12 protein-coding genes are annotated in these 13,328 nt (G+C 50.3%); 2 read left to right on the top strand and 10 right to left on the bottom strand.

From position 1 onward, the window contains the following. Window positions 1–25: 25 nt before the first annotated feature. Window positions 26–253 (bottom strand): hypothetical protein, encoded by a 228-nt coding sequence (locus I2B62_RS09105; protein ID WP_195268657.1) that lies wholly within the window; start codon window positions 251–253, stop codon window positions 26–28. 179 nt (window positions 254–432) lie between these two features. Then, window positions 433–2,268 carry an ATP-dependent zinc metalloprotease FtsH gene (gene ftsH, locus I2B62_RS09100; protein WP_195268656.1) on the bottom strand — a complete coding sequence of 612 codons (1,836 nt, stop codon included), beginning with the start codon at window positions 2,266–2,268 and terminating at the stop codon, window positions 433–435. Between the two features lie 188 nt (window positions 2,269–2,456). On the opposite strand from ftsH, the gene I2B62_RS09095 reads away from it, so the two are divergent. Next, complete coding sequence (locus tag I2B62_RS09095; protein ID WP_195268655.1) at window positions 2,457–3,050, top strand: TetR/AcrR family transcriptional regulator; 594 nt, start codon at window positions 2,457–2,459, stop codon at window positions 3,048–3,050. A gap of 23 nt (window positions 3,051–3,073) precedes the next feature. Here I2B62_RS09095 and I2B62_RS09090 read toward each other — a convergent pair whose 3' ends face one another. The 7 genes from I2B62_RS09090 to I2B62_RS09060 form a co-directional block, all read right to left on the bottom strand. Next, on the bottom strand, window positions 3,074–3,493 hold the full coding sequence (locus I2B62_RS09090) for a NifB/NifX family molybdenum-iron cluster-binding protein (protein ID WP_195268654.1): 420 nt from the start codon (window positions 3,491–3,493) through the stop codon (window positions 3,074–3,076). 9 nt (window positions 3,494–3,502) lie between these two features. Continuing rightward, a complete protein-coding gene (locus I2B62_RS09085) occupies window positions 3,503–3,898 on the bottom strand; it encodes a DUF134 domain-containing protein (protein WP_195268653.1) in 396 nt (131 codons plus the stop codon). Window positions 3,899–3,980: 82 nt separating this feature from the next. Then, a complete protein-coding gene (locus I2B62_RS09080) occupies window positions 3,981–5,510 on the bottom strand; it encodes a DUF4173 domain-containing protein (RefSeq protein WP_195268652.1) in 1,530 nt (509 codons plus the stop codon). A gap of 418 nt (window positions 5,511–5,928) precedes the next feature. Further along, window positions 5,929–6,165, bottom strand: a complete 237-nt coding sequence (locus tag I2B62_RS09075; RefSeq protein ID WP_195268651.1) for a helix-turn-helix transcriptional regulator — start codon at window positions 6,163–6,165, stop codon at window positions 5,929–5,931. Between the two features lie 11 nt (window positions 6,166–6,176). Beyond that, window positions 6,177–6,629: a DUF2975 domain-containing protein gene (locus tag I2B62_RS09070; RefSeq protein ID WP_195268650.1), complete on the bottom strand. Its 453-nt coding sequence runs from the start codon at window positions 6,627–6,629 to the stop codon at window positions 6,177–6,179. A gap of 59 nt (window positions 6,630–6,688) precedes the next feature. Next, window positions 6,689–7,693 (bottom strand): DUF3089 domain-containing protein, encoded by a 1,005-nt coding sequence (locus tag I2B62_RS09065; RefSeq protein WP_195268649.1) that lies wholly within the window; start codon window positions 7,691–7,693, stop codon window positions 6,689–6,691. Between the two features lie 77 nt (window positions 7,694–7,770). Then, a complete protein-coding gene (locus tag I2B62_RS09060; protein WP_195268648.1) occupies window positions 7,771–9,846 on the bottom strand; it encodes an EAL domain-containing protein in 2,076 nt (691 codons plus the stop codon). A 175-nt stretch (window positions 9,847–10,021) separates the two neighbouring features. On the opposite strand from I2B62_RS09060, the gene I2B62_RS09055 reads away from it, so the two are divergent. After that, window positions 10,022–10,264, top strand: a complete 243-nt coding sequence (locus I2B62_RS09055; RefSeq protein WP_195268647.1) for a helix-turn-helix domain-containing protein — start codon at window positions 10,022–10,024, stop codon at window positions 10,262–10,264. Window positions 10,265–10,296: 32 nt separating this feature from the next. Here the strand turns inward: I2B62_RS09055 and I2B62_RS09050 are convergent, their stop codons facing one another. Next, window positions 10,297–13,326, bottom strand: coding sequence for an EAL domain-containing protein (locus I2B62_RS09050; protein WP_243259469.1), 3,030 nt, complete (start codon window positions 13,324–13,326; stop codon window positions 10,297–10,299). Window positions 13,327–13,328: the final 2 nt, after the last annotated feature.

Here is a 13,328-nt window from a genome sequence, read left to right as displayed (position 1 = left end):
GCAGTATGCCGTTGGTTTTTTTCGTTTAGAATAAGTGCTTAATGGAATTAAAAAGGTCACCCGGGTTCTTAATTTCGCTCAGATCCACGTTTTCCTTGATATGATTGATAAAGCCTTCAACCTGTTCATCCGGCAGGTCCACGCCCAAAACAGATTCAGCTGTCTTAACCGGGTCTTCCTTAAATTCGTTGGCCAGATTCGGGTCTGACTTAATGCGTTCCATCGCGTCGCTGAATTTTTCCTGAATACTCATTTGATTCCTCCTGAAATTTAATTATTCTTCCTTATCCTACTATATCACAATCCCTAAGAATCTTCGATTACAATAACCGTATTAATGAGGCCTTTTTGGTAAAATCCCAGGGCTTAAGCCAATGCGTCCTCCGCAACGGCAAAAAGACGACCGTACGAAACGGACGGTCGTCTTTTATATTAACGGTTCAGGATTTCCATAAACTCCTCACCTGTGATGGTTTCTTTTTCAAGCAGATAACGGGCCAGCTCATGGAGCTTTTCCTGGTTATCCTTCAGGATATCCACAGCCTTCTCATGGGCGCTGCCGATGATATCCATGACCTCGCGGTCCACCCGGGCCGCTGTTTCGGCTGAACAGGTCAAGGACGTGTCTCCGCCCAGATAAGGGTTATCCACGGTTTCCAGCGCGACCATGCCAAAATCCTTACTCATGCCAAAACGGGTGACCATGGCTCTTGCCAGGCGTGTAGCCTGCTCAATATCATTGGAGGCGCCGGAGGTTACAGAGTTGAAGATAATCTCCTCAGCGGCCCGGCCGCCTGTAAAGGTCGTGATTTTATTGTATATTTCATCCCGGCTCATCAGGTTATGCTCACCCTCGTCCACCTGCATGGTGTAGCCCAGGGCTCCTGAGGTGCGCGGGATAATGGTGATCTTGTGCACTGGCGCAGAATCGGTCTGTTTTGCCGCCACCAGGGCATGCCCCACCTCATGATAGGCCACAATTTCCTTTTCCTTGGGCGAGATGGCCGCGTTTTTGCGCTGGTAGCCCGCAATCACCACCTCAACACTTTCCTCAAGGTCGTTCTGCTGAACCCTGTTGCGCCCACAGCGCACTGCCCGCAGCGCCGCCTCGTTGATGATATTGGCTAGATCGGCGCCCGAGGCGCCGGCAGTGGCCCGGGCAATGGCGTTATAGTCAATGTTTCCATCCATTTTCACATCCTGGGAGTGAACCTTCAGAATGGCTTCCCGGCCATTGAGGTCGGGCAGCTCAACCGGGATACGCCGGTCAAAACGGCCGGGGCGCAGCAGCGCCTGGTCAAGGGTTTCCGGGCGGTTGGTGGCAGCCAGGATCACGACGCCCTTTTTGCCGTCGAAGCCGTCCATCTCAGACAACAGCTGGTTCAGGGTCTGCTCACGCTCGTCGTTTCCGGTAAAGCCCTTGCTGTCACGCTTCTTGCCGATGGTATCTATTTCGTCAATAAAGACAATACAGGGGGCCTTGTCGGTGGCCTGCTTAAAGAGGTCGCGCACCTTGGCCGCGCCCATGCCCACGAACATTTCCACAAATTCGGAGCCGGAGATCGAGAAAAAGGGCACCTTGGCCTCGCCTGCGACCGCTCTTGCCAGAAGGGTTTTCCCAGTTCCCGGAGGGCCTACAAGCAGAGCTCCCTTTGGCAGGTTCGCGCCGATGTCGGCGTACTTTTTGGGGTTGTGCAGAAAATCCACAATTTCTGTCAGGGCCTCCTTGGCTTCGTCCTGCCCGGCCACATCCTTAAAGGTTTTGCCGGTCTCCGCCTCGACATAGATTTTCGCATTGCTTTTGCCAAAGGTCATGGCGTTGCCGCCCATTCTTTTCTGCATCCGGTTGCCCATCAGCTGCCCAATGCCAAAGATGAGCAGAATGGGCAGAATCCAGGTCAGCAGAAAGCTGATAAGGGGCGAGGTCCTCTGCTGGGCAATCTGCGTAAAGGAAATTTTACCCTGATCATTGGTGCCCTTGGCCGCAGACAAGCGGCCAACAAGGTCCGGATCATCCATTTTGCCTGTGCTGTAGAGAGTCTCCTTCCCACTGCCGTCCTTTGTTTTATACACAATTTCATCGTTATTTATTTCAACCGCATCAATGGTTCCGCTGTCAATGGCCGATAAAAAGGTGCCATAGTCAACCTCGGTAACCTGCTCCTTCATCAGCGACGGAAACACCAATGCGTTTAAAAGCATGATGACCGCCAGCCCGATCAGATAATAAAATATAAGGGGTTTTCTGGGGGGTTTTTTCTGTTCCATTTTTTCTCCTTTGATTATTTTGAACATTTCAATAAAATTAAACAAATGTTGATTTTTGTACGTTGGTTGTATTATAATAAAGGAAACCACATCTTTCAATAAACAATACCTTGACTTTTGTACAAAATTGAACATTTGATGGAATTTTGTTTGATTTTATAAAATTCAACTTAAAAGGAGCTTAATTCATGGGAAGTAAAGCAGAATACCGCAGTGCGATTCGTTCGCGCAAGCTCATAAAAACAGCTTTTATGGAGCTGGCTGCTGAAAAAGAGATTTCAAAAATTACCGTGAAGGATATTGCCGACAGGGCCGACATCAACCGCGGTACCTTTTACGCCCACTACCGCGACGTATATGACATTCTGGAGCAGATCGAGGACGAGATTATTGAAAATCTCAGCCATTCCCTCGACAATCTGAATAATTCCGTCGAAAAGATCGGCGATATGATGCATCCGATCGACTGCTACCTGAATCAGGACATCAAGCTCAGCCAGAGACTCCTCAACTCCAGAGAATCCGAGATGTTTTTTAAAAAGCTTCATAAGGTCTTTAAGGAAAAGCTGCTGTCCAATGAGCGCTATACGGGGCTGTTTGAGGATGATCCCCTGTCGCAGGAGATCTGTACCACCTTTATCACCTACGGCTGCGCCGGGGTCCTGCAAAACTGTATGCAGCACCGTGAGCTCTACTCGCCGGAGTCTGTCAATCAGGCCCTCAACCAGTTTATCGAGGGCGGCATCATGGCCTTCAGCAAAAATAAAAAGACGACGGATTAAAGCCCGTCGTCTTTTTTAACAAATTAGTGCTGATGCCCGCAGCTGTGATCGTGATGGCCGCAGCCGCCGTTTTCGTGATGATGGCCGCAGCCCTCGCCGTGTGCGTGGTCGTGATGGTCGCAATGGACATTGGGGTTGTAGTCCAGTGTGCCGTCCATATAGGCCTGAACCGCCTTGTCCGCATTGCCGGCTACGCCGCCCTTAAACAGGATACCCGCATTCATCAGGGCATTCTGTGCGCCGCCGCCGATACCGCCGCAGATTAAAAGATCGACGGACTCGTCCTTCAAAAAGCCCGCCAGGCTTCCGTGTCCAACGCCATTGGTATCCACTACCCGTGAGTCCAGTATCTGGTCTGCGTTGATGTCATAAATTTTAAACTGGCTGGTATGCCCAAAATGCTGAAATACATGTCCATCTTCATACGTAACTGCAATTCTCAATTTTCTACCTCATTCCTCTTCTTCGGTTTTTTTAGGACAGTGTCCTCTTTTCTGATGACAGCCACATTGCCTTTTGCCGCACTGCCGCATTCGGCAGCTGCATTCACGGTCGGTGCAGATGTCATAGCTTCCGCCCTCTATTTTAAGCGTTGCCCCTGTAATCAGATGCTCTGCCAGTTTTGACCGGGCGCTGTTATAAATGCGCTGAGCCGTCGTTCTGGCCACTGCCATCTGTTCTGCACACTCCTCCTGGTTAAGACCAACATGGTCGATGAGCCGGACCGTCTCGTATTCCTCCAGCGTCATGACCACAGGCTCCGCCTGTTTTTCACACGCGTCTGCGCAGACAAATATTTTTCCTTCAGGCAGTCCGCATATCCGCCTGCGTTTGGTTGGCCTTGGCATTAATCTTCCTCCCTGTGTGGTTCATCTGTCTTTATTATACCGCCGTTATGGGCATATGTCAATAATCTTTTGTCTCAGGCCTTTACCGGTTTGCTTCCCAATCCATTTTCCAAAGCGCTGCCGCCCTGCTGTATTCAAGGCTGTAACCATAAAGCGGTGTGTTTTCCAAAAGGGCCGCGCCATCAGACCAACGATAAGCCGCGATAAGCTCCCGGGCCTCCTGATCCCCGGTCTGCTCATAAAAGGCCTTTATCGGCTCCACCGCCGCAGGTCCGCAGGCCGCCAGGGTGTCCATGTCCAGCGTTTCAAGCCGGCCCCTGTCATAGGCCGAGAGGTTATAGGCAGCGATCATCCGGTCCATATCCGCATAGCTGAGCAGAACCACCATCACCGCCGCGGCCACCGCGCAGACCTTCATCACCGCAAAGGACCTGAACTGGCGGATGATCTGCAAAATAAAGAACAGGGCCAGCAGCAGCATAAACCAGCTGGTAAAAATCCGGAGCTGGGTCATGCCGAACCGTTCAATATACAAAAACATCTTGCTGAGCGCTGTGGCGATGAGCAGCAGCGTAAGCACTGAGAGAGTGATATTGAATCCCTTAAGCAGTACGCGGGCCGTCTTTTCAGCTTCTCTTAAAAAAAGCTGCCCTGCCCCCATTACCACCAGGTTGATGACCGAAACCTGGCACAGCTCAAAGAAGCCCCGCCGGGCATACTCGGCCGCGGTCATGCCGCCTCCGGGCAGGTCTCCCCAAAAGGCTGAGAAATAGTAGCCGCCCTGGGCGGCAAAGAACATAAAGTAGACCAGGCATAAAAGGCCAAGAACCGTACAGCCTGTAACCACAGGCAGCTTTCTGCGCTTCTGCCTTCCCGTCTCCAGGGCCTCAGCCTCTAGTATTGTTTTTTCTCTCTTACAGGCCCCGTAAAACAGGCCGAAGAAATATCCTGATAAAACCAAGGCCAGCGCCAGCCTTAAAACCTCCAGCAGCATCTGAGGCACATTAATAAACAAACGCCCGAGCATTGCCTGAAAGGCTGCGTCCGCCTGGACCAGCAGGTAAAGCACCACCAGGAGCACCGGCACACCGAGAGCCAGGCCCAGTAAAACAGCCTTCAGGGCGTGTCCTGCGCTGCTCCCGCTGCCCATTCTTCTAAACACCTGCCATTCCCGTGTATAATTAAAGAGGGGCAGGGCCAGAAAGGCATTAAACAGATCAGAGAGAAAAAAGCGGCCCCGGCCGATCCTCGCACCGGCAGTGCACAGTACCCAGTAGGCCAGCATGGCAAAAAGGACGGGCAGCAGCAGCACATTTAAACGCTGATTAACATAAATGCCATAGCTACCCCCCAGGGCCAGGGCCATGACCAGCCAATAAAGGCTCTCCTTTGTAAAAGCAAGACCTTCTTTAAAGAAATACAAAGCTCCCGCCAAAGCAAACACCACTGTAAACAGGGTGACCATCCCACCTAAAAACCCATAATAACCGGGGATAAAGCAGCGTATAAAAAGATACGCTGTCAGCAGCATCAGCACCGCCAAAAGCTTTTCGGCAGCAGTGACCGGCTGCGCCGTCCCCTGGCTTTTCAGATAAATCGTATTTTCATTCATTGTCTTTCCTCCTGTCCAGAAGCTGCGCGCACGTTTTGAGCTCTTGATTCCTCAAAACACTTCCTACATTGAGGACAGTATAGCATGTTATTTTCTGTTTTTCAAGTGTTTTTTATTGTTTTTCGATAAAAATAGACCGAATAACATAAAAAAAGACGACCGCCCATTTCGTACGGTCGTCTCATCATATCAAAAAAATCAAAAGAAAAAGGCGTCCTGCGGGCACTGCCCTCTGCACCAGGAATTTCTTTGCTGCCGTTAACGCTGTAACGCACCAGTGTCCGGCGGCTCCGGTAAAGCGTCATGATTTTGGGCCGTTTTTACAGCACCTGGACCCTTTTTTTTATCTGGATAAAAGGCGCCGTCCTAGACTACGCCGCTTCTTTGGCAGAAAGTAACGACCGTCCGTTTCGTACGGTCATCCTTTTTCTTCCATTTTATCTGGCTCGTCATCCGGCACATATTCCAGGATGTCCCCCGGCTGGCAGTCCAGTGCCCTGCACAGGGCATAAAGTGTTGTAAAGCGCACCGCCTTGGCTTTATTGTTTTTGAGAATCGACAAATTGGCGGGGGTGATCCCAATTTTTTCCGCCAGCGTACCGGCCGACATTTTGCGTTTTGCCATCATCACATCAATATTAACAACAATGGGCATTTTGGTCCTCCCTAAATCGTATAGTCATTCTCATCTTTTAAGACCACCGCCAGCTGAATCACATTTTTTACCACCCGCAGTATCAGCCCGATAAAGGCTGCCGCTACAGCCAGCAAAAGCCAGGGAAGATAATAAAGGCCGGAAATAAGGCAGATCAGTCCCGCTGCGATACAGCACCAGGATATGACCCGGAGGTGCCGAACATTTTCAGCGTTAAAAATCTCATCCTCGCCAATATTGTTTAAGAGCCGGTATAAATGATATAAAAGCAGCGCTGCCGGTACGCAGCAGGCGTAAATGCTCACCAGAAAACAGCTGTAAAAGCCCTCCAGCCCAAGCGCTGCGTAAAAAGCCAGCAGGCTTCTCAGCCAGAAAGGCACGCTGACCCCCAGACCAATGAGCAAAGCCATAAAGAGCTTTACGCACAGCTTGGATAAGGCCAGGCTTTTTGTTTCATTCCACATTATACAACCTCCTCCTTATCCTTAAGATACCACAATCCTTATTGAACGGCAAGACTTTTTTATTGTTTATCAATAAAGCCGTGCGCCCTGTGCGCTGCATTCTCCCGGATGCAGAACCAGAAAAGGCTGTAGTCATAGAGATGCAGGTTCTGATGCCCTTTCATCTTTCCAGGCGCTTTGTCCGGCAGGTCCACCAGCAGCACCCCTGTCCTGGGTTCTATGGCCGCCGCCATGCCCCCTGGCATGACATGGCTGCAGTCTTCAATGCCACAGCGTCTCTTTCCAGGGGATATTTTAGCGATGGTATCGCTCCAGACAAAGGGGTTGACACACAGCGAGTCCCCTTTTTCAGCTGGCAGATCCTCGGGCACTGTTCCGCGCTGGTAGCTCCGCCAGCCCAGATAACCGCCGGTCATCTCCGGCGTGTTGGCAAAGGGCAGCTGGCTGAAATGGGCGTGGGGTATCTGAAAGCCCGGCAGATAAGCGCACACAAGCTGCTTCTGAAGGCTCGTACCGTCAAAAAATTCCTTCAGCAGCCGAAGCCCGTGAAAGCTTCCCTGGCTGTGTCCCGCAAGGATAATCGGCCGGCCGTTGTTCTCATGCTCAAGATAGTAACTGAAGGCACTGCTGATGTCTGAGTAGGCCATATCAAAGGCGGCCTGAACCGCGTCCGAGGGTTTCAGAAAAAAGGTTTTGACATGGGCCTGGCGGTACCGCGGCGCAAACACCCGGGCGCATTGGTTAAACACGCTGGCCTGCATCCGGATGGTGCCGCGGTCGGTAAAGGCATTCAGCGCTGTATCGTCTGTATCGCTGTTCCACGGCTCATCATTAGCCCGCGCCCTCATCCGGTTTACCTCTGTACGGTCAAGCATAATGCTGCAGCGCCCATGGCGCTGGCACAGGTAAGTGGTCGGGTGAATAAAAAAAACATCGGCTGTTTTATGCGCAGGCCCCTCCTCCAAAAATGAAGGAACCTGGTCGCTTGGAGAGGGTTTATGGGGCGAAGCCGCCCAATTTTTCAACTGTTTGTAATCTGGTGCTTTAATACTGCTTAGTTTCATTGATCATTTCTCCCTTGCTGTTACAACAATTGTACCCATTTTAAAATGCCGGTAACCCCCTGGTTACCGGCGTTATTTCAGTCTATTTTCTGTATAAAAAGCCTCAGCGCATCAATGGGGATTGCCGGGCTGTACAGATAGCCCTGATAATTCCTGCACCCCAGCTCCAGCAGCGCGTCACGCTGTTCAGCTGTCTCCACGAACTCGGCCAGCACCTCAAATTTGAGGGAATGGGACAGGTAGATAATCGAGGAGATAATGTCGCTGCTGCGTTTATTGCTCATCAGCTGCTTGACAAGGGAGCCGTCGAGCTTGACAATGTCAAACTGGTTATTCTGCAGGTACATGAGCGAGCTGTGCCCCATGCCAAAATCATCCATAATCAGCGGCATGCCCATTTCATGAAGTGCCATCAAACGGTTTGTCATAGCCTGAGAGCTGGACAATGCCATCTGTTCGGTCAGCTCAAGCCCCAGCTGGCTGGGCCTGAAGCTATGGCGGTCCAGCAACTCCCTCATCTGCTCAGGAATCTTTGGATTTTCAAGCTGGCTTGCCGTCAGGTTGACAGAAATCATAAACCGGTCGTCAATCCAGGGCTGAAGCCCCTCCAAATCGTCACAGGCCGTTTCGGTAATGATCCGGCCGAGCTCCTCCAGAAGACCCGCCTCCTCGGCCAGCGCGATGACCAGCGGCGGATAGAGGAAGCCGGCCACAGGGTGCTTCCACCTCAACAGGGCCTCTGCCCCAATCACCCGGCCCTCTGCATTGACCTGGGGCTGGTAGTAAAGATTGATGCTGCGGCTTCGGATATCGCGCCGCAATTCGCTGACAAGGCCCTTTGCCACGGTTGAAAGCCGTCCGCCGCGGCTGAGCAGAACCGGCTGCTCACCGCTCTCCTCAGCCCTTTTAACCACATCGCTGAGCTCGTCAATCTGGCGCGTCAGGGTTTTAAGCTGCTGCTTTTGGGACAGATACACAAAGGGCAGGTAAATTCCAATGCCCACTGCCAGATTGACGAGCTGGAGCAGGCTCCCGGCAATGGAGCCCGTGGCCGCGTAGCCGCTCAGAAAAATCGGGCTTGTCCACTCCACGGTGCTGGTAATCATCGGTACAAGGCCAAAATAGAAAGCCCCGTAGCTGATAAGCGTCAGTACCAGCGGCGTGACGATAAAAGGCACAAAATAAATGGGGTTAAAAACCACCGGTATGCCAAAGAGGATCAGCTCATTCATGTTAAACAGGACAGGAAAGGTCGCGATGGCGGAGAGCTCCCTTACGCTTTTCCGCCGTTCGCCAATAAAGATGGCCACCACCAGGCACAGCAGCGCCCCGCAGCCGCCAAAAAAGATAAAGGTATCAAAAAAGGTCTTGGTCGCAATCCACGGTCCCTGGCTGAAAAAGGTCTTGGCGACATCGTCCAGCATATTGGCGCCGTGCACGCCGAAAAACCACATAAAATGCATAATAAACACAAAGAAAAGCGCGCTGCCCAGTCCCCGCCCAAAATGCTGAAAGATATTAAAGAGGTAATCGGACACCACCAGCTGAAAATTGGGGACGCCAAAAACCATCACCATCATATTGTTTAAAAGGGCAAACAGAAAAATAATCAATGTGCCCGGCACCAGTGCTGCCAGCACCTGGTTAAAATGATTATCTGCCCCCTCCGAATAAGATTTAAAGGCGTTTGAAAACAGGCTTGACAGCTTATCATATAACAGACAGGTCGCAATCGAGACCACCACGGCGTTAAAAAGCCAGGTGCTCTGAAAGATCTCAAAGGTAAATCCGGTTTCAATATTGTAGGCAAAGGCAATGTAGGCACAGAGGCTGATCAACGGCAAGAGTCCCAGATTTTCCGTGTCGGTCTGCTTTTCAAAGCTAAGGCTGATCGTCAGCAGCAAAATCAGTGCGATAATCCCTAGGGTCGCATCGTTGATCAACAGGAGCATGTTCAAGAAAAAACCATTCAGAAAAGTCTCTAAAAAAACCTTGTAAGCCGGAATCGGCAGGCTCTTAAGCAGCAGCGCAAAGGACCCGGCCATGATCCAGGGAATGGCCAGGATCATACCGTCACGTATGGCTGTCAGTATGCGGTTTTCCTCAAGCTTGCTGAATAATTTTTCGATGCTGCCGCTCAGAAATTTTCTCAAAACATTTTCTCTCTTTCATTCCTATTATCTCTATTTTATACTATTTCAGGCATTTTTTAAAGTGAAAAGAAAAGCTTTCCACAAATATCTGCTCTTTCAAAAATTAATTATTGAAATTTTAAGGAATATCCGGTATAATATATTCATAAATTAATTTTTGAAAGGAGTCATTCTCATGGACCCATACGAACAAATCCGGCTGCTGGAGGAACAGCTCCAGACAAAAAAAGACTATATTTCACAGCTCGAGGCTCAGCTTGAGGCTCAGAACAGCCGCGGCGCCGGCAGAAAGCGCAAGCTGAACAGCAAGGATATTGAACAGATTAAGCACTACCGCGCAAAGGGCTGTACCTATGCCGAAATCGCGGAAAACTTTGGCCTGAGCGTCGGTTCCGTTTATAATTACTGCAACCATTAAAAAAACCCGGATAGCCTTTCCGGGTTTTCTTTTTATGCTTCATTTCTGACTTGCTCGTTCAGGTGTAAAATCTCTGCAACCTGTTCCTCTGTCAGCCGCTGCGGGTGTATATCCGGCCTGCCAAGATAGTAGCCCTGGACATAATCCACGCCAAAACGGATGAGCTCGTGCAACTCGCTGGCGGTCTCTACGCCTTCGGCAATGACCTTGATTTTTCTTTCTTTGAAATAGGTTACCAGGTTCCGCAGAAGCTTTTGCCGGTTAACATCCTTATCTATATTCTGGACAATCGACATATCAATTTTAACATAATCCGGTGTTATAAAGAGCAGGCTCGCGTCGCTGTTATAGCCTGTCCCAAAGTCATCCAGGGCCAGGCCGGCTCCCCAGTTTCTGATATAGCGCTGTTTTTTGCGCGTAAAGGTTTCATTTGTGCGCTCCTCCTCTGTCAACTCAACGACAATCTGGCCCAGAAGGGGCTGATAAAGCTGCTCCAGCCTTTCCATTTCATCACTGGACAGCAGCTGGTTTGAAATGGAGTTGATAAACATCCGCGCGCCGCCAAAGGCCTCCTGATTCGCCTTGAGGGCTTTCAGGCTGTTAAACCAGGTCAGCCACTCGATCTGATGAAGCTTGGACTGGGATTTGGCCAGGGCCAGAATTTCCATAGGCGTCTTCAGCGTTGAGAGTCTGGACCGCATAAGTGCCTCATAGCCGATAATCTGCCCATCGCGTATATCCACAATCGGCTGGAAATGGTAGTCCACCAGATTACCGTCAATGAATTTATTCAGTTCCTCCTTATTTTCAAGAAGATAGGCATTCTCGCTGTAGCTCTTTGAATCGAACTCGCAAAACTCGCCCTTGACCGAATTCTTAATCTGATACATGGCAAAATCGGCATATTTTAAAAGCACCTCGTAGGACGGTGAATCGTCCGGATACCAGGCCACGCCGCCCGAGGCCCGGATCTTAAGGTCCGGATCATTCAGCAGCGGGAAGGCCGTGTGCAAAAGCCTCTGCCGGATCTGTGAAATAATCGGGCGGATCTGATCCTTATTGTCGTAGCCGTAGATCAAAGCATAAAATTCGTCGCCGGATATTCGTGCAAAAATCGCGTTGGGAGACGCAAACTGCTTGAGCACATTGGCTGTGCTTCGTATGTATTCATCCCCAAAATCATGACCATAGGTATCGTTGATGTATTTCAGATTGTCCAGGTCAAGCATGAGAACCGCCGCAGTTTTAAGCGTCTCTGGCGCTGCAAAGCACTCGTTCAGCGCGGCGTAGAAGGCCCTCCGGTTCAACAGGTTGGTCAAAATATCGTAGTCGCGTTCATGCTCGATTTTTAATCGTTCCTGTGTCTCGATGGTAACATCCCGGATAACCCCGAGAATATTGATGTCATCCTCAACCAGCTTGACCTCAATCCACCTGCTCTGCTTGTTCCGGTCCATAATCTCAATAACCGACACATTGGTCTGGGCATCAAAATCCTGACTCAGAATCTTAAGGCCGTGCATAATCTCTTTAAAGCTCTTTTTATTCAGGCTGTCTACGGTCTTTTCCACCTGCGCCAGATTCAGCATCTTGAAAAAGCTGTCGGTGCAGTAGACCTCATCCGTCACCTTATTGATTTCAAAAGCCGCAATTGGTATCCCCGCAATGGCGATAATGCGTGAAAGCTTCGAGGCGGAGCTGGCCACATCCTGGCTCAGGGTTTCGACGGCGCCGGCCAGCTCATCAATCTCGGTGATGTTCGTTTTATTGAGGTTTACCGGCATCCTCGGATTGCTTTTTTTAACCTGCTGCACCAGCGTTGTAATGGGCCTGGTAAAATGGATTCCAGCTACCAGAATGCCGATCAGGCCGATGGCCAGCGAAATAACCAGAGCGATCATTACCATCCGGATAACCATATCCGAAAAAGCAAACAGGTTCTTGTTGGTGGTCACGCCGACAAGCGCCCATTTGTCGCCCGAAAAAGGCGTGTTGCTATTGTACAGATTCAGGTACTGAACCGCGCCGAGGGCGTCCTCTGTAATTCGCTCATTCTTTTTGATGGAATAGATGCTTTTATAATATGGCTCCGATTCAAAGGTGGTATGATCCGCATTTCCGGCAAGCCGTTTATAGGCCGTTCCGGTGGTTACCACATTTTGAAAGCTTTCGTCATTATTGGAATCCATCGCCAGCAGATAGGAAGCGTTTTTGTTGGCGTCAAGCTCTGTGTTCGGAAGAATCTTCTGAAGATAATCCGTTGAAACTTCAACGCCCATAACCCCGTAAAGGGTTCCGTCCTCTGTTCTCAGCGGTACCGAATAGGTAATCACGCCGCTTTCCTCAGAATTCAGGTTAAAAGGACTGCTCCAGTAAGCCAGATCCGAATAGGCCAGTTCAGGGTTTTCCGACGCGGCCTTGAGCGGCTTGTAATAAAACGCCGACGCATCCGGTTCATCCCCCGTAAAGCTTAACAGCGGGGCCCATCCGGTTGCCATGGTCACGTTCGTGGCCTTTGTAACAGCGACCGGCGCCCGCTCCAGGGAAAGGTCTGAGTTGTCCACAACATCGCTCCCCGGATCCGCGTCACGGATGTAGAGGGATGTTTTCTGCACAGACTGCCCGGGCTCCAGCTCATAGTTTGTGTCGTTGCCTGTCAAAACGATAAAGGCACCTGTCACAAAATTCTTCCGGATCAGGTAAATCAGGTTCTGTGTATTGGAAGAAACAATGGCCTCGGGCAATGCCGGGTTTGTGCCGATATCCTGCACCGAGGCGTTTTTTTCCGCCAGTACTCTGCCGACAGTGCTGTTGATGCTCTTAACAGACTCATCCACATTGGACCAGCGTTGAATCATCTCATTTTCAAGATAATTTTTTCGGTTAATGACTCTTTCATTGAGGATATCCAAGGCATTATTATTTAATTGTTCAATTGTTCCACCCCACAGGATGACCATGGAAAACAAAATGGCCTGTATCACCATGACGATGATCATCGGAGTGAAAAGTTTTCGGATAATGGACCGGTTACCCCAATCCAAAAATTTGTGTTTTGCCATCG

The organism is Eubacterium sp. 1001713B170207_170306_E7, from assembly GCF_015547515.1.
Taxonomy (GTDB): domain Bacteria; phylum Bacillota; class Clostridia; order Eubacteriales; family Eubacteriaceae; genus Eubacterium.
This window is presented reverse-complemented; position numbering and strand designations above follow the sequence as displayed.